24 protein-coding genes and 3 pseudogenes are annotated in these 23,362 nt (G+C 61.9%); 10 read left to right on the forward strand and 17 right to left on the reverse strand.

Annotation, left to right across the window (positions count from 1 at the left end; genetic code table 11):
- Positions 1-126: 126 nt before the first annotated feature.
- Positions 127-381: a type II toxin-antitoxin system Phd/YefM family antitoxin gene (locus MF134_RS22385; RefSeq protein ID WP_024352261.1), complete on the reverse strand. Its 255-nt coding sequence runs from the start codon at positions 379-381 to the stop codon at positions 127-129.
- A 776-nt stretch (positions 382-1,157) separates the two neighbouring features.
- On the opposite strand from MF134_RS22385, the gene MF134_RS22390 reads away from it, so the two are divergent.
- The 4 genes from MF134_RS22390 to MF134_RS22405 all read left to right on the forward strand — a co-directional run bounded on the left by MF134_RS22390 (position 1,158) and on the right by MF134_RS22405 (position 4,572).
- A complete protein-coding gene (locus tag MF134_RS22390; protein ID WP_035695290.1) occupies positions 1,158-1,841 on the forward strand; it encodes a L,D-transpeptidase in 684 nt (227 codons plus the stop codon).
- Between the two features lie 422 nt (positions 1,842-2,263).
- Positions 2,264-2,653 carry a copper chaperone PCu(A)C gene (locus tag MF134_RS22395; RefSeq protein WP_040325504.1) on the forward strand — a complete coding sequence of 130 codons (390 nt, stop codon included), beginning with the start codon at positions 2,264-2,266 and terminating at the stop codon, positions 2,651-2,653.
- Positions 2,643-3,482, forward strand: a complete 840-nt coding sequence (locus MF134_RS22400) for an EipB family protein (RefSeq protein WP_060576946.1) — start codon at positions 2,643-2,645, stop codon at positions 3,480-3,482. The genes MF134_RS22395 and MF134_RS22400 overlap by 11 nt, the downstream gene beginning before the upstream one ends.
- A gap of 121 nt (positions 3,483-3,603) precedes the next feature.
- Positions 3,604-4,572, forward strand: a complete 969-nt coding sequence (locus tag MF134_RS22405) for a L,D-transpeptidase family protein (protein WP_024352256.1) — start codon at positions 3,604-3,606, stop codon at positions 4,570-4,572.
- 6 nt (positions 4,573-4,578) lie between these two features.
- Here MF134_RS22405 and MF134_RS22410 read toward each other — a convergent pair whose 3' ends face one another.
- Positions 4,579-4,866 (reverse strand): hypothetical protein, encoded by a 288-nt coding sequence (locus tag MF134_RS22410; RefSeq protein WP_148233764.1) that lies wholly within the window; start codon positions 4,864-4,866, stop codon positions 4,579-4,581.
- 41 nt (positions 4,867-4,907) lie between these two features.
- Here MF134_RS22410 and MF134_RS22415 point away from each other — a divergent pair, with 41 nt between their 5' ends.
- Positions 4,908-5,459: a L,D-transpeptidase gene (locus MF134_RS22415; protein ID WP_009209136.1), complete on the forward strand. Its 552-nt coding sequence runs from the start codon at positions 4,908-4,910 to the stop codon at positions 5,457-5,459.
- Positions 5,460-5,832: 373 nt separating this feature from the next.
- Here the strand turns inward: MF134_RS22415 and MF134_RS24130 are convergent, their stop codons facing one another.
- Positions 5,833-6,012, reverse strand: a complete 180-nt coding sequence (locus MF134_RS24130; RefSeq protein ID WP_024352476.1) for a thioredoxin domain-containing protein — start codon at positions 6,010-6,012, stop codon at positions 5,833-5,835.
- A 322-nt stretch (positions 6,013-6,334) separates the two neighbouring features.
- Positions 6,335-7,102 carry a heparan-alpha-glucosaminide N-acetyltransferase gene (locus MF134_RS22425; protein WP_081451349.1) on the reverse strand — a complete coding sequence of 256 codons (768 nt, stop codon included), beginning with the start codon at positions 7,100-7,102 and terminating at the stop codon, positions 6,335-6,337.
- Between the two features lie 279 nt (positions 7,103-7,381).
- Between MF134_RS22425 and MF134_RS22430 the strand changes: the two are divergent.
- A pseudogene (locus MF134_RS22430) lies at positions 7,382-8,531 on the forward strand (IS3 family transposase); the annotation flags it as partial.
- A 174-nt stretch (positions 8,532-8,705) separates the two neighbouring features.
- Here the strand turns inward: MF134_RS22430 and MF134_RS22435 are convergent.
- The 8 genes and pseudogenes from MF134_RS22435 to MF134_RS22470 all read right to left on the reverse strand — a co-directional run bounded on the left by MF134_RS22435 (position 8,706) and on the right by MF134_RS22470 (position 15,763).
- Positions 8,706-9,311, reverse strand: a complete 606-nt coding sequence (locus MF134_RS22435) for a transglutaminase-like cysteine peptidase (RefSeq protein ID WP_009209130.1) — start codon at positions 9,309-9,311, stop codon at positions 8,706-8,708.
- A 359-nt stretch (positions 9,312-9,670) separates the two neighbouring features.
- Positions 9,671-10,434 (reverse strand): annotated as a pseudogene (locus tag MF134_RS22440) (IS5 family transposase).
- A 25-nt stretch (positions 10,435-10,459) separates the two neighbouring features.
- On the reverse strand, positions 10,460-11,368 hold the full coding sequence (locus tag MF134_RS22445) for an IS5/IS1182 family transposase (RefSeq protein ID WP_024352443.1): 909 nt from the start codon (positions 11,366-11,368) through the stop codon (positions 10,460-10,462).
- On the reverse strand, positions 11,349-12,410 hold the full coding sequence (locus tag MF134_RS22450; protein WP_255341639.1) for a cytochrome P450: 1,062 nt from the start codon (positions 12,408-12,410) through the stop codon (positions 11,349-11,351). Before MF134_RS22450 ends, MF134_RS22445 begins: the two co-directional genes overlap by 20 nt.
- Positions 12,411-12,624: 214 nt before the next feature.
- Positions 12,625-13,152 carry a signal peptidase II gene (gene lspA, locus MF134_RS22455; RefSeq protein ID WP_009209125.1) on the reverse strand — a complete coding sequence of 176 codons (528 nt, stop codon included), beginning with the start codon at positions 13,150-13,152 and terminating at the stop codon, positions 12,625-12,627.
- On the reverse strand, positions 13,152-14,153 hold the full coding sequence (locus MF134_RS22460; protein ID WP_024352445.1) for a sodium:calcium antiporter: 1,002 nt from the start codon (positions 14,151-14,153) through the stop codon (positions 13,152-13,154). The genes lspA and MF134_RS22460 overlap by 1 nt, the downstream gene beginning before the upstream one ends.
- A 52-nt stretch (positions 14,154-14,205) precedes the next feature.
- On the reverse strand, positions 14,206-14,952 hold the full coding sequence (locus MF134_RS22465) for a cytochrome c biogenesis CcdA family protein (protein ID WP_009209123.1): 747 nt from the start codon (positions 14,950-14,952) through the stop codon (positions 14,206-14,208).
- Positions 14,953-14,968: 16 nt separating this feature from the next.
- Positions 14,969-15,763, reverse strand: a complete 795-nt coding sequence (locus MF134_RS22470; protein WP_369695448.1) for a cation diffusion facilitator family transporter — start codon at positions 15,761-15,763, stop codon at positions 14,969-14,971.
- Between the two features lie 143 nt (positions 15,764-15,906).
- Between MF134_RS22470 and MF134_RS22475 the strand changes: the two genes are divergently transcribed.
- Complete coding sequence (locus tag MF134_RS22475; RefSeq protein ID WP_024352447.1) at positions 15,907-16,260, forward strand: ArsR/SmtB family transcription factor; 354 nt, start codon at positions 15,907-15,909, stop codon at positions 16,258-16,260.
- A gap of 139 nt (positions 16,261-16,399) precedes the next feature.
- On the opposite strand, the gene MF134_RS22480 is transcribed toward MF134_RS22475, so the two are convergent.
- The 4 genes and pseudogenes from MF134_RS22480 to MF134_RS22495 form a co-directional block, all read right to left on the reverse strand.
- Entirely contained in the window at positions 16,400-16,543 is a 144-nt protein-coding gene (locus MF134_RS22480) for a hypothetical protein (RefSeq protein WP_255341640.1), read from the reverse strand.
- Complete coding sequence (locus tag MF134_RS22485) at positions 16,540-16,803, reverse strand: ZIP family metal transporter (protein WP_024352448.1); 264 nt, start codon at positions 16,801-16,803, stop codon at positions 16,540-16,542. Before MF134_RS22485 ends, MF134_RS22480 begins: the two co-directional genes overlap by 4 nt.
- 355 nt (positions 16,804-17,158) lie before the next feature.
- Positions 17,159-17,764, reverse strand: a complete 606-nt coding sequence (locus MF134_RS22490; RefSeq protein ID WP_009209120.1) for a class I SAM-dependent methyltransferase — start codon at positions 17,762-17,764, stop codon at positions 17,159-17,161.
- Between the two features lie 106 nt (positions 17,765-17,870).
- Positions 17,871-18,194 (reverse strand): annotated as a pseudogene (locus MF134_RS22495) (prolipoprotein diacylglyceryl transferase family protein); the annotation flags it as partial.
- Between the two features lie 106 nt (positions 18,195-18,300).
- Here MF134_RS22495 and MF134_RS22500 point away from each other — a divergent pair.
- The 3 genes from MF134_RS22500 (at position 18,301) to istB (ending at position 22,467) form a co-directional block, all read left to right on the forward strand.
- Positions 18,301-19,854, forward strand: coding sequence for an ISL3 family transposase (locus tag MF134_RS22500; RefSeq protein WP_009209118.1), 1,554 nt, complete (start codon positions 18,301-18,303; stop codon positions 19,852-19,854).
- Positions 19,855-20,098: 244 nt separating this feature from the next.
- Entirely contained in the window at positions 20,099-21,598 is a 1,500-nt protein-coding gene (gene istA / locus MF134_RS22505; RefSeq protein WP_009209117.1) for an IS21 family transposase, read from the forward strand.
- On the forward strand, positions 21,595-22,467 hold the full coding sequence (istB, locus tag MF134_RS22510; protein WP_009209116.1) for an IS21-like element helper ATPase IstB: 873 nt from the start codon (positions 21,595-21,597) through the stop codon (positions 22,465-22,467). The genes istA and istB overlap by 4 nt, the downstream gene beginning before the upstream one ends.
- A gap of 532 nt (positions 22,468-22,999) precedes the next feature.
- Here istB and MF134_RS22515 read toward each other — a convergent pair.
- Complete coding sequence (locus MF134_RS22515) at positions 23,000-23,326, reverse strand: hypothetical protein (protein ID WP_156421800.1); 327 nt, start codon at positions 23,324-23,326, stop codon at positions 23,000-23,002.
- Between the last annotated feature and the right edge of the window lie 36 nt (positions 23,327-23,362).

The raw sequence follows: 23,362 nt of genomic DNA on the forward strand, positions 1-23,362 counted from the left end.
GGAACAGGTACCGCCACCCGCCGATCTACATCATGAAGACGATGCGGCGGATCTTGCGGCCGCTCTCCTCGCCGCGCTCCGCCTCATGGTCCCAGAGGTAGTTGAAGCGGTAGACCCCGCCGACGTTCACTCGGCGTGCTCCCCGGCGTCGATGAGTTCCTGGAAGCCAGCCATGAGGTTCTCGAGGTCCTCCTCCGGCGCTTGGTCGACCCAGTGCGCCTGGTGGCCCTCGTCGAGCCGGCTGAGTCTGTCCCAGGCCTCCGACGGGACCATGACGATCTTCCGCTTCCCGCGCTTCCTCAGGCCCACCGGCTCGCTCAGCGCGCGGTCGAGGATGTCGCCCGAGCTGCGGTTCAGGTCGGAGAACGTGAACTCCCTCATGGCATAGCTCCTGAAAGCATAACATTCGTACCCTTTCCCGCCCCAGGGGGGCGGGCTGGTCAATGCGGAAGCCACCACCATGTCGCCATGCGTGTCACATCAAACAAAGTTGCTCGCTCTTTAAGTTGCGAGCAACAAAGCCGCTGCTATGACCCATCCATGGGAATTTTCCTCCGCCTCGCGCTGCTTGCCGCCCTGCTACTTGGGTCGATGAGTCACGCCGCGGCCGTGGTCGAGGCGGTCGAAAGTCCCTGCCACATGGCGGAGCGGCTTTCATTGGATCCGCTCTATGGAGCGGGCACTATGGACGGCCCGGCGCCAGCGACGACGCAGGAGGCGAGTTCGGCCCACGCCCTCCACTGCAAACTTCCTGCAATGCAGGTCGTGGGGCCGTTTGTGGAGAGCCCTCGCAGAGCCGTGCTCCCCCTTCCGCGGTCGATCGAGTTGGGCTCCGGAGGCTCCCCCGGCCGGATCGAGCGTCCACCCATCTCGTAGTTACTAGACAACAGCACTGAGCCGAAAGCTTTTGTAGCGCGGCAGCTCGAATTCATCGCTCCCGCGCCGCTCTCGCATCCGTGCTTTTAAGGCCGGTTCACGCGCTCGCCGTACCGCGTTTGCGCGCATGAGCGAACCGATCCAAGAACCCGATGAGAACTCGACGGCCTCTCGGGCCACGCCTATTTCAAGGAGAAGACATGATCGACGCCAAGACGCGCCGCCCCCCGGCAATCACCCATCCATCGTGCGATTCGGCAAGCCGGGATGGAGCGACCGGCATGGACCGTCGCGCATTCATTGCGGTAATGGCGAGCGTTGCGCTCACGGGCTGCGTCTCCACGCAGGAGCCGACACGTGTCGTTCCGATCAAGCCTCCAGAGCCCAAGCCCGTACTCCCCGCGATGTACCGGGCGATGCCCAATGAGCGCTTTCCGATCCCGGCGGTCGACGTTAGCAATCTCGATCGACGGCTCTGGCGGCAAGTCGTCGACTACCCCACCACCGAGCGGGTCGGAACGCTCGTTGTCGATACGCCCGCCAAGTACCTCTACCTCGTGATGGAAGAAGGAACGGCGATGCGCTACGGGATCGGCGTCGGTCGCGGCGGCTTCTCCTGGTCAGGGCGGGCGACGATCGCCTATAAGCGCAAATGGCCGACATGGACGCCTCCGGCCGAGATGATCAAGCGTGAACCCGAACTCGCGCCATACAGTGCGGCGAACGGTGGAATGCCACCGTCCCTCGACAACCCACTCGGGGCCAGGGCGCTCTACATCTTTCAGGATGGGCGCGATACGCTCTACCGCTTGCATGGTACAAATCAGGCTTGGTCGATCGGAAAAGCGGTTTCCTCTGGTTGCATTCGCCTCCTGAATCAGGATGTCATCGACCTGTACGGACGGGTCCCGGACGGAACCCCTATCCGAGTAATTCCGGATCCAGCGACCGCTATGTCTGCCTAACAGCGGGTGACCGAGCGCCATCGAGTCTGGCGGACTCCCTCACAAGTTCGAGCGTTCGCCGTTTAGGACCGGGCCGGAGTTTGGACCCGATCTCCGATCTTCGGACGGTCCGGCCATCCAAACGATGTGCCGATAAGTCCTGCCATACAATTGCGTAAGCGGACGAGCATCGCGGTCGCTGAGCCACGGCTGTCGTGATCATCGAATATCGGTGGTCCGCCAAACACCCACCGCCGTCGTCGGCGAGGCGATCGCCTCAAATCCGCCGGAACTGTCGCTGAAATCAGTCGCGAACCTAGTCAAGGATGAATGCCCAAATGGATCGACGCTTCGTGGCGGTCAGTACCCTTGCGCTAATCCTGACGTTCGTACCCGGATCGGCGTCTGCCAGGACGGTGCACCCTTCCAGACCAGGCGAACTCTTGACGGTTGAGCACGCCGAGTTCGTCCTGTCTCCCGATCCTGCCGAGCCGATCGACCTCTATCTGGTCGTCTGGAACGGCACCGGTAGCAGCGTGACGATCAGCGGGGTGACAAGCCCGGCCGTTGCCCGCATCGCCGTCTCCCGCGGTCCGCATTCAGAGGACAAGCCACGAGCGGGCCTGTCCGGTGGTCTTGCCGTTCCCGCACGCTCCGAACTTCTCATGAAGGAGACAGGCCTGCATCTCCTGGCTGCCCCGCAGGAGCCGGCCTTGTCGCCTGGCGCAATGGTGCCCGTTACAGTTTCCTTCTTCGACGGCAGCGAACGGACCATTGTGGCGAATGTGCTTGCCGCGGGATCACCCCCGGAGGACCATCATCATGGCTCGTGATCGATCTCGTTCGGCCCTGATCTTGACGATGATCGCGACCAGCTTGTTTGCGTTCCCTGCCAAGGCAGCAGACATTGTGCCCCATCTGGCTGTCTACGATATGTCTATGCTCCGCAAGTCCTCCGATCTCGTCGGTGGCAGCGGACGCATCGCCCTTAAACTCGAGCGCGAAGCCTGTGAGCAGATCGAGCTGGACTACCGCTTCGTCGCCCGCTTTGAGCGCGAGGATGCCACCGTCGTCACCGACCAGCAGACGGTTTCGGTCGAGAATTTCGCCGCAAGGGCCTACCACTTCACCACGCGGACCTTCGTCGACAACGTCGAGGGATGGGTCATCCGCGGCAGCGCGACAAATACGGATACTCGTACGCGTGTTGAAATTGCCGAGCCAAGTGCCGAAACGTTCGACCTGCCATTGTCGGTCTTTCCCACAGCGCACACGATGGATCTCATCGACATGGCGATTGCTGGGGAAAGCCTCGTCGAGGCCCGTCTCTATGACGGCGACAACGAGGCAGGGAAACTCCTGACGACGACGGCGATCATCACCCCCGTCGAAGCGGAGGCAACGCCGCCCGGACCGGCGAATCCTGAGGCTGCCTCCTCGCCTGTCGCTGCGATGCTCGATCTGCGCAGATGGCGGGTGGCGGAGTCCTATTACAATAGTGACAGCAAGCTGGACGGCCTGCCACTGTTCCAGACAAGCTACACCCTGTACGAGAACGGCATCTCGGACGACATCATAATCGACAACGGCGACTACGCGTTCTCGGGCTCACTATCCAAGCTCGAGCTTGCGTCGGCGCCTGACTGCGAAGATGCCTCCTGAGATGCGGAAACTGGTGCACGATCCCGGCCGCCGACGCGTGGTTCCAAATCCAGCCGTTGAGAGAGGCGCGACCCTGAACTCCTACGATCTAATGCCTTCCCTGCCGTATGTGGCGCGGGCAATGTTTACCGCGATCACCCTGTTGTCCATCGGCGGGTGTGTCTCGATCACGGAGGATGCCTACACGGACCTGGCGCCGGCGACTCTCGCAGTGGCCGAGAGAACCCGCCCGGAAGGTTCGATTCTCATGCGCATATTCAAGGAGGAAAGCGAGCTGGAGGTTTGGAGGCAGGGGGCAGACGGCCGCTACGCGCTTCACAAGACCCATCCAATGTGCCGCTGGTCAGGGCGGCTAGGGCCGAAGACGGCTGACGGCGACAGGCAGGCGCCCGAGGGGTTTTATCAGGTTACGGCAAGCCTGATGAACCCGAACTCGAAATATCACCGCTCCTTTAATCTCGGCTATCCGAACCAACTGGAACGAGCGCTCGGTTACACCGGAGACTCCCTCATGGTCCACGGCGCCTGTTCCTCCGCGGGTTGCTTTGCCATGACAGACAATGGCGTGGCCGAGGTGTACGCCGAGGCGCAAAGTGCCTTCCGGATCGGACAAAGCGATTTTCAGGTCCAGTCTTTCCCATTCCGTATGACGGCTGAGCAGATGGCGAAGCATCAGGGCGACCCGAACATCGAGTTCTGGCGCAACCTTAAGCTCGGATACGACGTCTTCGAAGTCACCCGCAGGGAGCCGACGGTCGCGGCCTGCGGAGGGCGCTACGTGTTTGATGCCCGCCGCGTTGACGGCGCTGCGGCACTCGAACCGACCGCTGCCTGTCCTGCCATGAATACCAGGGTCGATCCCCGAGTGTCGGCAAAGCGACACGACGACGAGCGGGTTGTGCAGAAGCTTCTTGTAGAAGGCCGCGCCGAGATGGCGATGGCTTATGTCGATGGCGGGATGCACCCCAAATTCCGCAGCTTGCTGGCACGTCTCGGCGCGGAGGAGCTCGCCAGGGAAACATCGAGTACCGCCGTCCAGATCAGTCGACCCGATGCAGCTCTCGTTGATCCCTACCAGGCGGGCCAATAGGTCCGATCACCCGCCAATTCCTGATGTCCGGATCGCCCGAGCTGAACCGATCGAGAATGTTTGGCAGTTCGTTGGGACACTTGGCCCTCCAACCGCATTGCCGCCGCCGCCGCCGCCGCCGACGGTATCGTCGACCTCTGCCGCGGCAAGTTTGTCGATCAGCCCTTGAAAATCGTCCTCATCGAACTGCGGGAGTCGGCGCATGAATTCTGACCTGCGCTCTTTGGTATTTGGCAAATCCCGATCCGGCAGCGATGCTCTAACCCGCTCGAGCAACCAAATATCAATGGCCATGTGCGACCATCTCCTTCAGCGTCAGACTTCGGAGATAAGAGATGACCAACCGACGTCAGTTCATGATTGGTGTCCTGCTATTCTCTGCCCTGTCCGGTCCAACGGCCGCGCATCAAGCGTTCGAGCTTGATACGAAGTTTCTGCCGCAGCGTGTCGCCTTCTCTGGTTTCACACCCGGAACCATTGTCGTCGATCCGAAGGCGAGGTTCCTTTACCTGGTGGAAGAAGACGGTTTCGCGCGGCGCTACGGCATCGGCGTAGGCCGAGCTGGACTGAGCTTTTCCGGCCAGGCAGTAGTTGGCCGGAAGGCTGAATGGCCCCGTTGGACGCCGACACCAAACATGATCAAGCGCGAACCAGGGAAATATGCAAAATACGCGGGAGGGCTAAAGGGCGGCCCCGGCAACCCTTTGGGTGCCCGGGCGCTTTACCTTCATCGAAACGGCCAAGATACTCTCTACCGTATCCACGGGACGACTGAGCCATCTTCGATCGGTAAGGCTGTATCAAACGGCTGCATTCGGATGCTCAACGAGCATGTAATCGACCTGTATGATCGCGTGAGCGTAGGAGCCGAGGTGGTAGTGCGGTGATCGCCAGCGCCGGGTTTTCGGCGCGTGTCGAAAAAGCTCCTTCCGATGATAGATCCTACAACATGGATTCAATCATCGCCGACATCTGATTAGCCGGCAGCGAGCCAGCGTATTTGTCGCCGTTCACGAAGAACGTTGGCGTCGCGTCCACGCAAACCATCTTTTGTCCGCGCCTCTACGCGGCGACGATCTTCTGCTGCAATTCCTTGTCGTTTAGGCAGGCGGAGAACGTTTCCTGAGTGAAACCGGCCAGCTTGATAATGTTGAGAAAAGCCGCCGAAAAGTTTTCCACTCTTTCCCGTTGGTCTGCTGCTAGAAGAGGACATCGATCATGCGGTGCGCTGGGAATTACTTTGCGTGCAGAGCGCCGGCATTACTGCCGCGAGCGCGCGCGGGTCGAAGGGAACCCGCGAATGATCAGCTTGACCTTGCCGGTGACTATGTAGTCGGCCTTGATGGCCGGATAGCTGTTCTCGTGGAAGTTTGCGCAGTGGCCGCACTTCATCGAGGCGTATTCGACAATCGTTACCGGCGCATTCGGATCATCGATCACGATGTCCGGCAGTGGCCTTCGGCCATCAGTTTGTCGATGTCCAACGATCCCATCGGCTCCGGGACTTCGGTGCGGCCGGGTGGCCCTGCGGAAGGCACGAAAGTCTGGGCATTGACGGCTTCGTTCGTCGGCTGGGATGCTGCCATTGTACTCGCAATCGCGGAGCATCCGACGAGGACGAGGACAAAAGGCCCCTGCTCAGCTTGGCGGCTTTTCGAGAAGACTACAAAGATAGCACGGCTCGGTCGGTTTGGCGGATAAGCTAGATCAATTGCCGATCTTCCTGGTTCGATAACCGGGTCTATGGGGGGGGGCGATTCGGCTACTCCGCTAAGAGGCGGGTGAGGACAACAAATCCGGCGAAAAGCAGTGGCTGATGGAACAGGTAGATGGGCAGCGTTCGTTGCCCCACCCACGTCAGTACCCCGCCAAGATGTGCCCTGGGGCTATGGGGCTTCCGGTCCCGCTTTGATGGCCTGGCCACAAGGAGCCGGGTGCAGCCTATGCCCGCAAGTGTCACCCCAAACCACGGGAACACAGGCACAAAATCATTCGAAAATGGTGGCGCAGCAGCAAATCCGATCCAGGCCAGGAACCGTGTGTTGAAGGTCGGGGTTTCGAGAAAGAGCGGCGCCGCCAGCGTTGCGAATGAGGCGAAGAAGACCAAGCCAATTGGAAACCTCAAAAAGAGGAGTCCCAGGAGAGATCCCAACGCGATGGAGTGCAAAATTCCGAAGTAAATGAAACTGGTAGGAAAAGCACCATACGTGACCACTGATATCGCGGCAGCCGCCACGACAATCTTGGCAAGGCGCGTGAGGAATTTTTGCCAGTGGGTATAGCGGAAATGGGCCAGCACGAGCCCGACCCCAACGAGAAACATGAACGAGCCGGCGAGGCTGCGAGCAAATATAGTGACCGGAATACTGAACATCAGTGAGGGCGAAACATACCCGAAAAAGCTCAGGTCCCAGCCAAAGTGATAGATTACGACACCGATGATCGCCAATCCGCGCCACACATCGACAAATACGTAGCGCGTAGGACTGCAAGAGCTGCTCGGAACCTCAGGCACGGCAGAACCTGCCATCTTTACTGTCGCTGACATCAGAGGCTTTGGCCAGCGGCGGCTGAAATTCCAGCTATCGCGCCTGCCGGGTTTTCGGAGAGACAGCCGGATTTGTCACTGGCCAACTGTTTCGGGAGGATGGACGTCATCGATGGACTCCTTGTTCGGCATTCGGCCACCCCCTAGCTCCTCTACCCACTGGAGGCGCAAGGGATAAATGGCTGAAAAAGAATGGGACTGGAGCGCACCCCGTTTTTGACCAGCCAGGTAGTATAGCCGATAAGGCATAGGCATCCGCCTATGAGTACGACTATGTCGAAAGCTCCTGATGGCCCGTATTCTCGGGTTGAAGTGATCACTTCTGTGCAGCGCCGGCGTCGATGGTTGACGGCCGAGAAGGTCCGCCTCGTCGAGGAGGCGATGCAGCCTGGGATGAGCGTGTCCTTCGTAGCGCGGCAGGCAGGCGTCTCGCCGTCGCAGCTCTTTGCTTGGAAGCGTCGGATGCTGGAGGGCGGACATGCGGCCGTCCAGGCCGACGAAGACGTCGTCGGCACGTCGAGGGTCCGCGATCTTGAAAAGCGGGTCCGCGACCTTGAGCGGCTGCTCGGCCGCAAGACGATGGAGAACGAGATCCTCAAAGAGGCGCTCGACGTCGCTCGCCCAAAAAAACGGACATCGTCCTTGCTGTCCTGGAGCGATCCCGTGGGCGGTTCACGGTGAGCGTCGTGGCGCGGACGCTTGACGTCGCTCGTTCCCAGATCAACGAGCGACGCGGTAGGACCGTGAAGCCGCGGGGCCCGTATCGCAAGGCCGAGGATGCCGAGTTCCTGGCGCCCATCCGGGCCATCGTCGACGCCCGGCCGACCTATGGCTACCGGCGTGTGACGGCGCTGTTGAACCGTCGCCTGCGGGCGGAATGCCGCCCGGCGGTCAATGCAAAGCGGGTGCTGAGGATCATGCAGCATCATGGCCTGACGCTGGAGCGCCATACCGCCCGGCGGCCTGGTCGAACGTATGACTGCGTCGTCATTGCGCTGCGCTCGAACGTGCGTTCACCAGCGGGCTCGAACCGGTGGCCCCGCTGACTCACTGCTCAGACCATCTGGAGATCCATGCCAGGAACCGCGAGGTCGTGCGCATCTTCTTCGTCCTGGATGTCTGCGACCGCGAGGTCATTGCATGGTCCGCCGTGGCGCAGGCCGGATGGCTGCCGGACAACTACTGCAGCGCCTACCTTGCCAACGACACCGCCGACACCGCCCGAGCTGTCGGCCTGACTCTGCTCTTCACGCCCGTCCGCAGCCCGGAGTCGAACGGCATGTCGGAGGCCTTCGTTAAGACGGTGAAGCGCGACTATGCCAGCATCACCGTTCTGTCCGACGCCGCCACTATTCTCGCCTTGCTCCCCGACTGGGTCGAGGATTCTTGCGAGGTCCACGCGCACTCAGAATAGAAGTTCCGATCGCCGCGAGAGTTCATCTCGCTCAGTGCCTAAACCCAACCGCCGCCTGTCCGGCGAAATGCGAAACGGAGTCCACTTCAAGATTCATCGGTGATGCCTGCAACGATATCGCCAGAAACCCCGCGAAAACCCGTCTCGATAGTCATCCTATCCAGTAGCTGATCACCGCACACTACCGACGAGGATGTCGCGGTCGTCCGCTATGCCGATCCATTTTCCGGAGTCCAGCTCCGACTGCCGCTTTAGATAAAGGTAATCCGTCTCGTTCCAAGGAAGGATCCGCTCGTCCAGGTTGTCGAGCACGAAGTCGCCTTCGCTGGTTCGCACTGTCAGTACCGCATGGCCGGCACCGTTGCGCTGACGAAGAACGGTGATAAGGAGGGCTGAACGAGGAACACCTGCACGCTGGAGCATATACTGCTTCAGAAGCGCGAAGTCTTCGCAATCACCTTGCTTAGTGGGGTAGGCCCAGCGCTCGGCTACACCGAAAATCTCTTCGTCGGTTCGCGGGATGATGACCGTGTTAACGGAGCCGTTCACCTCGATCAACTGCGACCAGAGATCCTCGGTCAGGGTCGGAACGACAGCCGGCAGATTCGGCTGGCACTCGCTTTGATATCGTTGGCAGAATTCGTAGTGGCCGACGGGCTGCGATGTGCGCTCCAGCATCGGCATTTGCGATGGCTGTGCCAACGCGGTGTTCACGAAGATAGCAGCAACCAGTATTGCAAGTATTGTTTTAATAACTAGTTTGTATTTTTTTAACATTCCCGCCTCCTCCCTGATGATGAGAAGAGTGGCATACCGATTTTACTCTACAGCCAAAATCGACACCGCATTTCGAAGCGATTTTTATATAATCTATTCACTACATTCGATTTGAACGAAACCCCGGTCAGATCAAATGCGATCGTAAACTCCGCTCCAGGACGAGCGAGTTTCACCTGGCAGATCGCGGCACCCATGCCTGATCCGCCGTGGAGAAGCCTCGAATACAGCGGTCAGGAACCATCGGCAAAAGCCGCAAACAGTGAGAGCGTTTGTCCGAGGCCCCTGCCGCGCGACCAATCCTCAGCGTCGAAAGCCAGCCGGCACCCTCGCCGTTCGCGTTCGCCTAGGGAGCGGACTCATTGGGCATTGATCCAGATGCGGACGGCAGCCAGCTTGAGAGCGGCGGCGAAGTTGTCGGCGCGCCGGTCGTAGCGCGTGGCAAGGCCCCGCATCTGCTTGATGCGATTGAAGAAGCGCTCGACGAGGTTGCGCTGGCGGTAGACCCATCGACTGAAGGCGAAGGTGCCCTTGCGGATAGAGCGCGGCGGGATGTTCGCTCAGGCATTGCGGCTGGCGACGAAGGAGCGGATGCCGTCCGCGTCATAAGCTTTGTCGGCGATGACGGTCGCTCCGGGCGCGACGGCGTCGAGCAGCTTGGTCGCCATCGGCGCGTCGCCGGCCTGTCCGGCCGTCAGCTCGAGGCGCACAGGGCGCCCTTCGGCGTCGACGAGAGCATGGATCTTGGTGGTCAGGCCGCCACGGGAATGTCCCATGCAAGGATCGGCAGATCCCCCTTTTTCGCGCCGGCACCATGCTGGTGGACGCGAACGCAGGAGCTGTCGATCATGACGATGTCGCCGTCATAAGCCTTCGATACCGCTGCCAGGAGGCGATCCCACACACCGGCGGTCCGCCAGCGCGTGAAGCGGTTGTAGAGCGTGGTCCGAGGACCGTAACGCTCCGGGACGTCGCGCCAGGATGAGCCGGTGCGGAACCGCCAGAGGATGCCGTTGATCACCCGCCGGTCGTCGACCCGGGCGACGCCGCGGCTGTTTTGCGGCAGCAGCGGCTCGATGACAGCCCATTCCTGATCCGACAGTTCATGGCAACGCATGGCAATCTCCCTTCCAGGAGATTGAATCAGATTACGCCACCTCGCTGAACCCGTTTATGCGGACGCTCTCTAGCCACTTCTCGTTCTCCCCCGAACGATAGGCGCTGTCGGCCCAGACTTGCGAACCGGTGTTCTGTCGGCTCACGAGATGCCGAAGTTGCCGTCCGTCCGGGGCCGCCGCAGAGGTAACCGCGCTCTCGCGGATGAAGCCGAAGCGCTGGTCGATGCTGATGTGGGACTTGTAGCCAAAGACCGGCGTCGCGATCATCGGCAGCGGCGTACCGTCCGGGCGATAGCGAACCTTGCCGCCGATCTTCAGCGTCCAGCGGGCGTCGACATCCTTCTGAGCCGCCTTGGCCGGCTCGTTGGTCCAGATTTCGCCGGCGGACTCTCCGGCCTTGATCGCCGCCTTCTCGCCCTCGGTGTTGCGTTGCTTCGGCGCCGGAACCAGCGAGGCGTCGACGACCTGGCCAGCCATCGGGACGTAGCCCTTCTTCTGCAGTTGCCAGTCGAAGGCCTTCATCAGCCGCTTCAAAGTTCCCGTCTCGGTCAGCCTGTTGCGAAAGTGCCGGATGGTGTTCTCGTCCGGTGTCGGAGCGCCCAGGTCGAACCCAAGGAATCGCATCCAGGAAAGCCGGTCACGGATCATGAATTCCATGCGCGCGTCGGAGAGGTTGTGTTGCGCCTGCAGGATCAACGCCTTGAACATCGCTACGGGGTCGAACGGCGGCCGCCCGCCTTTGGAGCCATCGCCGTAGCCTAGCCCCTCGACCAACCAGCCGCGGAGATGCTCGAAATCCACGGTCGTCTCGAGCGTCTCAAGCGGATCGCCGTTCTTGCTCAGGCGTTCCAGATGCTCCGAGAGCCCGAAAAACGACCGCTGCTCCCAGGCCAGATTCTTGCGGGTGTCCAGCTCGGCGCTAGATAGGATCGTTCGCATTCTCCTTTACTCGGCAGATGATGAACCGGCTTCGGGGCAGGGCCGGCAGCCTGGAATAGTCGATCCGAAGATCCTGCTCCGGCACGTCGTATTCGATGTGCCTAGACAGAACCTTCGTCGCCTGACTCATGAGCCCTATCGTGATCCACTCGCCTGGGCAGCGGTGATCCAAATCGTGATCCCCGCCGCCTTGGGGAATAAAGTTGAAGGGGTTTCCGTCCCATTTGCGAAATCGCTCTGGTTGAAACGCCTCAGGCTCGTCCCACGTCCTGGCGTCGCGGTTCGTTCCGTAAAGATCCAGGATTACGCGTCGTCCACGGGGGAAACGGTATCCCCCCCACTCGAAATCGCGGCGCACCAGCGCAGCGACAGCGGGGAAGAAGGGGTAGAAGCGCCGAACCTCCTGGACGAACATTTCCGTAAAGCTCGTGTCGTCGCCAGCTTCGAGCTTGCGCCGGCATTCAGGAAACTGGTGGAGGGCATGGGCGACGAAGGTGATGTAGACGCCAACGGCGACGATCGGCCTGATCACGTTAAGGAGTTCCACAGCGGCAACGTGCGGGCTCAGCAGTTCGCCGTTCGAGCCCCGATGCTCCGCAATGATCGAAGCAGCCGATCCTTCCGGCGGGCGGATTTGCCCGGAACGGATCCGCCCGACGATATTCTCGATCCAGCGATCGGCCCGCTTGCGCGCCCACCGCGCCCGCCAGTGCGCGGGGCCGACTGATCCTGCGGCGTCGAACAGCGCCGTGATCTCGTGTGTTCGCTGTCGAACCTGAGACTCGGGGAGCGGCACCCCGGCCCAGGCGCAGGCCGCTCTTGTCAGGAGTTCGTGAAGCTCGTCGTAAAGGACAATCTCGTTTCTCAGCGCCCATAGGCGAGCGCGTGCCTGCCACTCCTCCGCAGTGATCGCCATCAGCACTTCGATACGCTCGGGCGTCATCAGCGACATGAACATCTGCTTGCGCAGTCGGTGGGCCTCGTCGTCCAGCCCCTGCACGCCGTGCTTTCCGAGCAGCGTCTTCTGGATGCGCCCGATCATGGCGCCATGTCGCATGAATCGACTTTGGTCGTAGAAGAGCCTGGCTGCCTCCGGCCCTGTCATGCAGGTCGCCTTCTGCAGCATAAGCCGGGTCTCGAACAGGTCCGATCCATACGCCCGACACTGCTTCGAGATGAACCTGTAGGGGTCAGCGAGAAGCGAGAGCGTTGCGTCTGGTCGGGTATCACGGGGAAGTTGCGGCATCAGAGCGCCTTCATCGGATGGAGTTCGGGTCAGCCTTGCGCACCCTCCCCTCGCCCCTCGGCCATACACTTTCGAGCAGCAGAAGGCTGACGCCGCTCACGATCCCCACATCGGCGAGGTTGAAAGCCGGCCAGTGATAGGCAGCGACGTAAAAATCCAGAAAGTCGGTGACTGCGCCATGCCGCAGGCGATCAAGGATGTTGGCGAGAGCGCCGCCGATGATGAGCCCCAGCGCAATGGCGGTCAGGCGGTTTGCGGCGCGCATCAGCCAAATGATGAGACCGATGACCATCGCCAGCGTGAAAGTCATCAGCATCCAAGGTGATGTGTCGCCGAAAAGCCCGAAGCTCACGCCGGTATTGTGCCAGAGGACCAGGTTGAAGAACTCGGTCACCGGGATCACCCGAGGCGGCTGCATCACGCTATTGATGATCCACCATTTGCTGACCTGATCGATCAGGAACCAGGCGGCGGCAATGGGCAACCCCAGCCGCAGCATGGAGGCGGACGTATGCGGGGCTGTTTGCGTCTGCACCATCAGAAGACCTTGAGAACCCAGAAGAGGACGATCAGCACGTAAACCACATAGGTGCCGACCAGAGCGAAGACCTGCCAGCGCCGGAATCCGGGCTCGGAGCCGCCCCAGCGGATGAAGGCGGCATAGAGCACAGGCATAAGCGCGACGAAGACGAAGCTGACCCAAAACAGATGAAAGTTCTCGATGGAGGTCCCGACCAGCGCCAGAGGCAGGAACCCCACGGTCACGGCCATGGCGTGGTCGCCAATGATGTTGGTGAGCGCCGGCGTGATCTGGCCGGACCGGGCGACGGTCCAGGCCGCAAAGGCTTCTGGCAGGGCCGCCACAGGTGCAGTGATGAAAAGACCGCCAACGATCGCCGAGATGCCGAGCGCCTTGACGATGTTCTGGGTGGCGATGACGGTAAAATAGGCGCCCAGCGCGAGCACCAACACGCCGGCAACGGCGAGCCAGATCTCGCGCTTTGACCAGTCGACCTGCTCACCTTCTCCGCGTCCGCGCAGGAACGCTTGGGCGAGGTAAGCGATATAGGCGGCGAACAGCAGCCAACCGTCGATCGGCTGAAGGCCGCGCCAGGCCGCGGGCAAAGTCAGCACGGCGAGCAGGACGAGGATTCCGAGGTAAGGCAGCGCCTGCACGCCCACAGCAGCCGGATCGACCCGCAGAAGGTGCTCTTGCAGGTGCCGGTCGTGACCGGGATCATTGGGGAGATCGCGCTTGCGGGTCGCCAGATAGCCGATCGTGACGAGGGTCGGAATGCCGATCACGGTCGATCCGAGGACAGCGCCGAGACCGATGCCGGATGCGTCCCGGACCGCGCTCGTAATGTTGATTCCGACCTCCGGGCTGGCGGTCGCGATGCCGATCAGCGAGCCACCTGCTGCGGCCGAGATACCCCATTGCCGGCGCACCTTCTTGAAGGGGTCGGCGAGGTGCTCCGACCCCCAATGCGCGGCATAGACGGCTACAAGCAGAACCACTACCCAGATCCAAACGCTCATTTCGCCTCCACTTCCAGGCCGCCTTGCGCGCTCGGTAACATCGCGATTGCGCTCATCCGATACGTCCAAGCGCCGGAAACGTCTGGAGGAGCCAGATCGCAAAGTTTGTGAGATGGCCAGTGATCATCGCGATGCCCATGACCACCATGATCCCGCCAGCGACGATCTTCAGAACCCGGCCTGTTCTGCGCATGGCCGTCATCCGCGCCATGAAGCCGCGCATGAACAGGGCGGCGAGGATGAAGGGAAGGCCGAGACCGAGCGAATAGACGGCCAGGAGCGCTGTTCCACTTCCGGCGGTGGCGTTTACGGCCGAAAGTCCCAGGATGGCGCCGAGGACCGGCCCGATGCAGGGTGTCCAGCCGAAAGCGAAGGCCAAACCGAGGAGATAGCTCGCCCAAGGGCCGCCGTGATGTGGGCCTGAATGAAATCTCACATCGCGCTCGAGCCAGGGCATGGGCACTAGGCCGGTCGTGAACAGGCCGAAGACGATGACGATCACGCCACCGATCAGGTTGGCTTCATAGAGGTGCGTGCGCAAAAGCCCGCTCAGGGCCGTCGCGCTGGCTCCGAGCAGGACGAAGACGGTGGTGAAGCCGAGCACGAAACAAAGGCTCAGGCCAAGTGTACGACCTGTCTCCTTGAGACTTCCCCCACTGCTTGCAAGCCCATCCGGGCTAATCGTGCGCCCGGCGACATAGGAGACGTAGCCCGGCACGAGCGGCAGCACGCAAGGCGATAGAAAGGAAACGACGCCCGCGGCAAAGGCCGTGGCTATGCCGATGCCGGAGAAGTCCACTACAGCAGCACCTCCGTCAGGCTTTGGCGCCGCTGGCCGCGGCGGCTTCCCGCAGGTCCGCGCGTGCATCCCGGATGATCGACCAGGAGGATTGCAGGAACAGCCCGGCGATCACGACGGCGACAACAAGGTCAGGCCAGGGAGAGGCGGTCCAGGCCACCAGCCCCGCCGCAACGACGACGGCGGCGTTGCCAATCGCATCGTTACGCGAGAACAGCCAAACCGCGCGGACATTGGCGTCGCCGGTCCGGTGAGGCAGCAGCGGAAGTACCGCGACCACATTGACGACGAGCGCAATCACCGCGAACAGACCCATCAGCTCGGCTTCGGGCTGTTGCTGCACCAGCACGCGATAGGCGGTATTGGCGAGAACCCCGAGACCAAGCGCGCCAAGAAACAGCCCCTGTATCAGGGCCGACCGGGCGCGCCAAACAAGGCTCCACCCGATAGCGAGGATGCCGAGGAAGGTGATCAGGCCATCGCCCAGGAAGTCGAGCGCATCGGCCTTGAGCGCCTGCGATCCTGATAGGAAGCCGCCGAACATCTCAATGACGCCGTAGCCGACATTGAGCACCACGACGATCCAGAGCGCCCGCTTGTAGGCCGGCGTGATGTGGGAAAGGTCCTTCGGTAGGTCGTCAATGTCGCCTTCGGCGTGGAGACTCGGCGCGTCCAGGCGATCGAGCCTATAGCCGATTCCTGTCACGGCGCGCTCAACCTCCGGAAGACGGGCATTGGGATCATTCACGTGCAGCGTCATGATCTGCGTGGCCGTCGAGACCTTCACATCCTCGACCCCGACCGAACGCACCGCCTTCTCGATCTTCGCCGCGCAGGTGGGGCAATCCATGCCGGTGACGCGGTAACGCGCCGTCTCGGCATCATTCGTTGAAGCTGCTACGCTCACGGCCATCTTCCCTGATCGAAAATGGCTATATATCATTCGTGACTGATATGTCGAGCGATGCCGAACTGATCGAGCGGGTCGATCTTCCGACCGTTGCCCTACGGACGAAATTGTTCCGGGGGTTGGCAGACGCCTCGCGCCTGTCGATCCTGGACGCCTTGCGCGCGGGGTCCTTGTCCGTGGGCGAGATCGTCGCGATCACCGGCCTGTCGCAATCGAACGCGTCCAACCATCTGCGGTGCCTCAGTGAATGCGGTCTCGTCGCCGGCGAGCAGCGCGGGCGCTTCGTTCATTACCGCCTAAGCGATCCGCGTCTCAACGAGCTGCTGGTCCTCGCCGATGAGTTGCTAGGCGAGACGGCCTGCGGCGTCGACGCTTGCGGGAACTACGGCGCCCGGTGATGCCGCGCCTTAGAGTGGTCGGCGGCGTTAGTGACGTATTTTGCGGGCGCGGCGATCAGTCAGGGCGGCTGTGGTATGACTGCCGAATGCCAGACCAGCGAGGCGCTCTCGTTGGGCTAGCCTTCAAAATACGACGCGATCAGCGTGAACAGGGCACAGCCGTCGATGAGAAAGCGGCCGAATAGCGCGTGTCCTCGGACGCCTCCTGCGCCTCCTCCAACATCTCCTCGACGGCGGCCAGGAGAAGGATACCCGCGCTGAAGGCGAGGGCGGCAAGCTTCAACGTTTCGCCTGCCCGCAGCAGCCAGTAGTCGATGCTGGCGCCCAGGAGGCAGGGAATGACGTAGGAGGCGGACAGGAGGATGCGGCGGCAGCGGGACGCGCCTTTTCTTTGAGATTGGCGATGGTGACAAAGTCTTCGGGCACATCAGCCATGATCTGGCCGAGCGCGAGGATGCACGTCAGACCGAGTGAAACGACGGAGCCGACACCGATCATCGAGCCATCGCTGAACAGGTCAATCGCGTCGGCGACATAGATCATTCAGGCTCCCGCAACTTCCTCGCCGCCGCCTTGGAACCGATCGACAATCCATCCCAGGACGACGTAGAAGGACCCGCCGAGTCATAGGCCGACGATGATGGCCCAGGGAGGCGGCGAACCGCCGAGCGCCTCCTGCAGCTCGACGGCGACCACGCACATCACGATCCCGGCGGCAGCATGGAGCGCGTGGTTCAGCATCCTCGCGGGACCACGGGAACAGCTCGGCCACCACGCCACCAGTGAAGTTGCCGAATGCGGGCATCCGAGGGAGAGCAAAAACGTGCAGATAGTCGGTCATAGACCGCCACCTAACAAGCCGTGTTACATGGGGTCCGTGCTTGGATGCGAACGCGCCTCAGCGAACAACGTCTCCTTGGTAAAAGTACGCGAACAGGCGCGGCCCCGAAGCGTAAGCGTTACTGTCGGATATTCTGCGGAGATTGCTTGCGGCGACTATCTTCGAAATGGGGCGGTTGATGTGGCATCCGCCAGCGAAGCGATTCCACGCGGGATTAAGTCGGTCCTGCCACCGCGAAACATTATCGTCGGGCGAACGGCCATGCTCGACATAGAGGAAGTGGCCGCCGGGTTTCAGAACACGGCTAATCTCCTTCAAGACAAGGCGGGGATCCGATACTGAACACAACGTCCAGGTCGAGACGACGCAATCAAAGCTGCCCGATTCTAAGGGTAGAGCCTCTCCCGCCGATTGCAGCAGCATCACGGGAATGTGCGTGTCCATGGCCGCTGCCCGCCGAAGCATACCTGCGCTTGGGTCGATACCTATGACGCATTCCAGCGAGTTTCTGTAGAAACCGAGATTTGCTCCTGAGCCGACTCCGATCTCCAGAACGCGCCCGCTCGCCTGGCGGGTTACAGCCTCGCGGTAGGGTCTCAGGCTGCCAGCTCTCATCGCTAGATGGGTTAGGCACGGGCATACGCTTTCACGATAGAAGCTCATCTGCAGCGTCTCCTCAACTCGGCGGAGTCCCGGCCCGGAGGCTAGGATGATCGGATGGCCGGCATCAGCGCGCACGGTTTGATACCGATGTGGTCTCATTCGCCCGTTACCCCACTGCGTTCGTTCGCGGCTCACGGGATGATCGGTACTGGCCCCACAGGACAAGGAGTATTCCGAGAAGCACCATCGGCAACGACAGGATCTGACCCATTGTTAGCCCACCATAGAGAAATCCGAGCTGAGGATCGGGCATGCGGAACAGCTCCACGGTGATCCGGCTCAGCCCGTACCCGAGCAGGAAGACACCCGTGATTATTCCGGGCCGCCTGCGAAGCGACGGTCTGTGCGCGAGCACGGCCAGGATTGCGAACAGCACTAGTCCTTCCAGGAATGCTTCATAAAGCTGGCTGGGGTGACGAGGCAGATCACCTGTCAAACGGCCTTCAAAATTGACCCCCGATCGGCGTCCAAAATTGGGTCTGACTCATATCTGATGCAGTTGAGGAGCGGACTGGCGATTCATGAAGGAGATCGCCATGTCGAACGCTATTTCGCTGTCATCGCTCATTCCGGCCGGGCTCTCGGTCGAGCAGTTTGAAGCCTGTGAAGGGGCCCTCATCGTAACCGCATCCGCCCGGAACAGGCAGGCGGTGTGCCCCTCTTGCTCATCGCGCGCAAGCCGCGTGCATAGCCGATACATTCGAGGCGTGACGGACTTGCCGGCAGCGGGGCGAGTGGTTCGGCTGCGTCTGGTCACCCGCCGTTTCCGGTGCGACGTTGGCACCTGCCGGCGCAAGATCTTTGCCGAACGCTTCGGTGACACGGTCCCCGAACGAGCGCGCCGCACGGGCCGGATGGAGTGCATAGTCCACTATCTCGGTCTTGCGCTCGGCGGTCGTCCGGCAGCCAGCTTCGCCGAGCGTTTAATGATGCCAGTCAGCAATGACACGCTGCTCCGTGTTGTCCGGCGCCGGGCGCAACAGCGAGACGATCCCCTGAGGGCCGTTGGCATCGACGACTTCGCGTTCCGCCGGAACCACTGTTATGGCTCGATTATCTGTGACCTCGAGCGGCGACAGATCGTCAAGATTCTGCCGGACCGGGAGATCGCCACGGTCGCGGCATGGCTGGCCGATCATCCAGAGATCCGCATTGTCTCACGCGACCGTGGTGGCGGCTATGGTGAGGCAGCGGCGCTCGCATTGCCAGAAGTGGTGCAGGTCGCGGACCGGTGGCACTTGATGGAGAATGCCAGCGCGGCCTTCCTCGCCACGGTGAGGAACTCGATGAAGCCAATCCGGGCCGCTCTCGGAGCGACGACGATCGACCCGAAGCTCCTGACTTCGGCGGAGCGGATCCAGTACGAAGGCTATCTGCGGCGCGAGGAGATGAACGGGGTGGTCGCAAGCCTCGCGGCGAGCGGCATCACGATCAAGGAGATCGTTCGGCAAACAGGTCGGAGCCGGAAACTGGTTCGCCAGATTGTCCGCGGCGAGCGCACCGATCTATTCCGCACGCGACAGGGATCGCTCGACCCGCACCTTCCTTATCTCGACGCCCAGTGGGAAGCAGGCTGCCGGAACGGCGCCGAACTCTGGCGTCGTCTTCGCAGCCAAGGGTTCAGGGGTTCGCTGCGGGTTGTTGGTGAGTGGGCCACGCGACGCAGACGATCAGAGCAAATCTCAGGATCTGAGCTTCGAAGGACCCCGTCCGCGAGAGCCATTGCCCGTCTGATGACGCTGAAGCGAGATCATTTGACGAAGACCGAGACGGTCACGGTCGCCGCGATCGAAGCCGGAGTGCCCAACCTGGCCAAGGCGAGAGAGTTGATCGACCGGTTTCATGCCATGATCCGCAGTCGAGAAGTCGGGGATCTTTCGTCCTGGATTCACGATGCCGAGGGAAGTTTGTTGGCGTCCTTCGCTCGCGGCATCAGTAAGGATGCATCCGCAGTGCAGGGTGCGATTACCGAACCGTGGTCGAACGGCCAGACGGAAGGCCAGGTGAACAAGCTCAAGCTCGTGAAGCGGCAAATGTACGGGCGCGCCAAGCTTGATCTTCTTGAGGCCCGCTTGCTCGGCGCCGCCTGATCGTCATCGAAAGTGCGTCAGACCCAAAATTGCACGCCGAATGACATTTTACTCTACAGCCAAAATCGACATCGCATTTCGAAGCGATTTTTATATAATCTATTCACTATATTCGATTTGAACGAAGCCCCGGTGTGTAGGGCGGTGAGAAAGTAGGCCACGGAGCGGCGGCGCTGATGCTGCGGCGGCCGGAGTAAAATCCGGCCAGTGGTTAGGCTGATTTCCTTTTGGGGAACGGCCGGGAATGTTCGCTGTGGAAGTTTACGCCGCCGTTCGGCATTTCGTGCTTATCGAGCGCAACAGCCAGCGAGAAGCGGCCCGGGTGTTTGGGCTGAGCCGCGAGACGGTCTCGAAGATGTGCCGGTTCTCGTTACCGCCGGGCTACACGCGGGTGAAGCCGGTTGCCAGGCCGAAGCTGGGAGCGTTGCTGCCGGTGATCGATTGGATCCTGGAAGCGGACGGCACGGCGCCGGTCAAGCAGCAGCACACGGCCAAGCGGATTTTCGAGCGTCTGCGCGACGAACACGGCTATGGCGGCGGCCTGACGGTGGTGAAGGACTATGTCCGGATTGCCCGGGGGCGCCTGCGCGAGACCTTCGTTCCGCTGGCGCATTCACCAGGTCATGCCCAGGTGGACTTCGGCGAGGCGATCGGCGTGATCGGCGGGGTCCGGCAGAAGATCCACTTCTTCTGCATGGACGTGCCGCAGTCGGACGCGCCGTTCGTGAAGGCCTATCCGCGGGAGACGACGGAAGCCTTCCTGGACGGTCACGTGTCGGCGTTCGACTTCTTCGGCAAGGTGCCGCTGTCGATCTTGTACGACAACACCACGATCGCGGTGGCCAGGATCTGCGGCGACGGCCGCCGTGAGCGCACCCGGGCCTTCACGGAACTCCAGAGCCACTACCTTTTTGCCGATCGTTTCGGCCGCCCTGGAAAGGGGAATGACAAAGGGAAAGTCGAGGGGCTGGTGAAGTATGCCCGGTCGAACTTCATGACGCCGATCCCGCAGGCGGCGAGCTTCGACGATCTCAACGCCATGCTGGCGGAGCGCTGCCGGCAGCGGCAGGGCGAAGTCGCCGGACGCCATAGCGAGACGATCGGCGAGCGGCTCGTCGCCGATCTGGAGGCCTTCAAGGACTTGCCGGCGACACCGCTCGAGCCGTGCGAGAAGCGAGCGGCCCGGGTCTCGTCCACCGCCCTGGTCCGCTACCGCTGCAACGACTACTCGGTGCCGACATCGTTCGGCTTCCGGGATGTTCTGGTGAAGGGCTTTGTCGACGAGGTGGTGATCCTGTGTGCCGGCGAAGAGATCGCCCGACACCGCCGCTCCTATGCCACCGGCACCTTTGTCTTCGACCCGCTGCATTATCTGATGCTGCTCGAGATGAAGCCGAACGCCCTCGACCAGGCGGCGCCGTTGCAGGGCTGGGATCTGCCCGAGACGTTCCAGCATCTGCGCCATCTTCTGGAGGCCCGTATGGGCAATCGCGGCAAGCGGGAGTTCATCCAGGTGCTGCGGCTGATGGAGGCGATGCCGATGGGGATCGTGGCGGCCGCGGTCACCGAGGCGATCCGGCTCGGCGCGATCGGGTTCGACGCGGTCAAGCTGATCGCTCTGTCGCGGATCGAACGACGGCCCCTGCGGCTTGACCTCTCTCGATATCCGCATCTGCCGAAGATGGATGTGAGGACAACGGCGGCGGCTGACTATGCCGTTCTGGTCCCCGGGAAGGCAGCATGAGCGGCAAGTCAGGGACCGATACGATGCCGACGGGAACCACGAGCGGCACGCCGCAGGTCCTGCTCGCGCACCATCTCAAGCAGTTGAAGCTGCCGACGGTTCTGCGGGAGTATGACAAGGTCGCCCGCGAATGCGCCCGCGAGGGTGTCGACCATCCCCGCTACCTGCTTCGCCTGATCGAATTGGAGCTGATCGATCGGGAGCGCCGCACGATCGAGCGACGGATCAAGGCGGCCCGGTTCCCGGCGGTCAAAAGCCTCGACACGTTCGACTTCACCGCGATTGCGAGCCTCAACAAGATGCTGGTGCTCGAGCTGGCGCGGTGCGAGTTCATCCTGCGCCGGGAGAACGTCATCGCCCTCGGCAACTCCGGCACCGGCAAGAGCCATGTGGCCCTGGCTCTTGGACTGGCCGCCTGCCAGAAGGGGCTCACCGTCACGTTCACCACCGCGGCGGCCCTCGTTCACCAGCTCATGGAAGCCCGCGACGAGCGCCGTCTTCTGAAGCAGCAACGCGATCTTCAGGCGGTGCAACTCCTCATCGTCGACGAGCTTGGCTACGTGCCGCTCTCACCGACGGGCGCCGAGCTTCTGTTCGAGGTGTTCTCGCAGCGCTACGAGCGCGGCTCCACCATCGTCACCTCGAACCTGCCGTTCGAGGACTGGACGAGCGTCCTGGGGTCGGAGCGGCTCACCGGCGCGTTGCTCGATCGCCTGACGCACCATGTCCATATCCTGACGATGAATGGCGACAGCTACCGCCTCAAGCAGTCCGCCGGGCAACGACGGGCTGCCGCGGCAAGGGCGGAGCAAAACCAGGCCACCGCCGAGACCGTGGATCCCGATACCGGCGAGATCACTGACCCCTGATCCTTAGGATAGACCGCGCGACATAGGAAAAGGCCCGATCGGGCCCTTTCCTATGTCGCGCCCCTGTCGGCCAGGTGGCCTGCTTTTACTCCGTCCCGCTGGCCTGGTTTTGCTCCGACGTTGACACCCCGGTCAGATCAAATGCGATCGTAAACTCCGCTCCAGGACGAGCGAGTTTCACCCGGCAGATCGTGGCCCCATGCCTGATCCGCCGTGGAGAAGCCTCGAATACAGCGGTCAGGAGCCATCGGCAAAAGCCGCAAACAATGAGAGCGTTTGTTCGAGGCCCCTGCCCCGCGACCAATCCACAGCGTCGAAAACCAGCCGGCACCCTCGCCGTTCGCGTTCGCCTAGGAGGAGCACTTCCTAAGAGCGACGTCTTTTCGCGAGGTAGGGTTTACCCCGCCCGACCCGTCAACGTCGTTCTCAGTGGCCTTTACGTGGCTCGTATGGAGAGCGATGGCCACTTCTTGGGCCTCCGGCCACTCTACGAGGTCAACCAGAGTCTGGTGGAGCCATGGGAGATACGGCATCAGCCGAGCGACCGGATGACGGCGTCGCGCTGGTCGACGGCGCGGCGGAGGCGGGCGATCTCGGCGCGGAGTTCGGCGGCTTCGTCTTGCGCGTCGAGGGCCATCGTGACCGCAGCCTTGGCGAGCGTGGACATCTGACCGGCATCATGGCGCGCCGACGACAGGGCGTGGTCCCACGCGCCATGGGCAGCCTCTTCTTCACGGGCGATGCGGCCGGCGCGGATCGCGTCGATCAAGCCGAAGATTGTCTGATGCATTACGACTGCAGCGATGGCTCCGGTGGCGAGAGCGCCGCCCTGGACTGCGTGAGGATTCGTGAATGCCATGGGGATCGCCTCCGGTTTGAGAACGGCAACTTGGAG

This window comes from Jiella marina (genome assembly GCF_024359545.1).
Taxonomy (GTDB): Bacteria; Pseudomonadota; Alphaproteobacteria; order Rhizobiales; family Rhizobiaceae; genus Jiella.

What these genes read in the sequence shown, in the direction of transcription:
- MF134_RS22500 (WP_009209118.1), top strand. Translation starts at nt 18,301, where the DNA reads ATGTCGAACGCTATTTCGCTGTCATCGCTCATTCCGGCCGGGCTCTCG.
- istB (WP_009209116.1), top strand. Translation starts at nt 21,595, where the DNA reads ATGAGCGGCAAGTCAGGGACCGATACGATGCCGACGGGAACCACGAGC.
- MF134_RS22460 (WP_024352445.1), bottom strand. Translation starts at nt 14,153, where the DNA reads ATGAGCGTTTGGATCTGGGTAGTGGTTCTGCTTGTAGCCGTCTATGCC.
- MF134_RS22445 (WP_024352443.1), bottom strand. Translation starts at nt 11,368, where the DNA reads ATGCGAACGATCCTATCTAGCGCCGAGCTGGACACCCGCAAGAATCTG.
- MF134_RS22415 (WP_009209136.1), top strand. Translation starts at nt 4,908, where the DNA reads ATGACCAACCGACGTCAGTTCATGATTGGTGTCCTGCTATTCTCTGCC.
- istA (WP_009209117.1), top strand. Translation starts at nt 20,099, where the DNA reads ATGTTCGCTGTGGAAGTTTACGCCGCCGTTCGGCATTTCGTGCTTATC.
- MF134_RS22405 (WP_024352256.1), top strand. Translation starts at nt 3,604, where the DNA reads ATGTTTACCGCGATCACCCTGTTGTCCATCGGCGGGTGTGTCTCGATC.
- MF134_RS22410 (WP_148233764.1), bottom strand. Translation starts at nt 4,866, where the DNA reads ATGGCCATTGATATTTGGTTGCTCGAGCGGGTTAGAGCATCGCTGCCG.
- MF134_RS22485 (WP_024352448.1), bottom strand. Translation starts at nt 16,803, where the DNA reads ATGATCTATGTCGCCGACGCGATTGACCTGTTCAGCGATGGCTCGATG.
- lspA (WP_009209125.1), bottom strand. Translation starts at nt 13,152, where the DNA reads ATGGTGCAGACGCAAACAGCCCCGCATACGTCCGCCTCCATGCTGCGG.
- MF134_RS22385 (WP_024352261.1), bottom strand. Translation starts at nt 381, where the DNA reads ATGAGGGAGTTCACGTTCTCCGACCTGAACCGCAGCTCGGGCGACATC.
- MF134_RS22490 (WP_009209120.1), bottom strand. Translation starts at nt 17,764, where the DNA reads ATGAGCTTCTATCGTGAAAGCGTATGCCCGTGCCTAACCCATCTAGCG.
- MF134_RS22400 (WP_060576946.1), top strand. Translation starts at nt 2,643, where the DNA reads ATGGCTCGTGATCGATCTCGTTCGGCCCTGATCTTGACGATGATCGCG.
- MF134_RS22435 (WP_009209130.1), bottom strand. Translation starts at nt 9,311, where the DNA reads ATGTTAAAAAAATACAAACTAGTTATTAAAACAATACTTGCAATACTG.
- MF134_RS22450 (WP_255341639.1), bottom strand. Translation starts at nt 12,410, where the DNA reads ATGATCGGGCGCATCCAGAAGACGCTGCTCGGAAAGCACGGCGTGCAG.
- MF134_RS22515 (WP_156421800.1), bottom strand. Translation starts at nt 23,326, where the DNA reads ATGGCATTCACGAATCCTCACGCAGTCCAGGGCGGCGCTCTCGCCACC.
- MF134_RS22475 (WP_024352447.1), top strand. Translation starts at nt 15,907, where the DNA reads ATGTCGAGCGATGCCGAACTGATCGAGCGGGTCGATCTTCCGACCGTT.
- MF134_RS22390 (WP_035695290.1), top strand. Translation starts at nt 1,158, where the DNA reads ATGGACCGTCGCGCATTCATTGCGGTAATGGCGAGCGTTGCGCTCACG.
- MF134_RS22425 (WP_081451349.1), bottom strand. Translation starts at nt 7,102, where the DNA reads ATGGCAGGTTCTGCCGTGCCTGAGGTTCCGAGCAGCTCTTGCAGTCCT.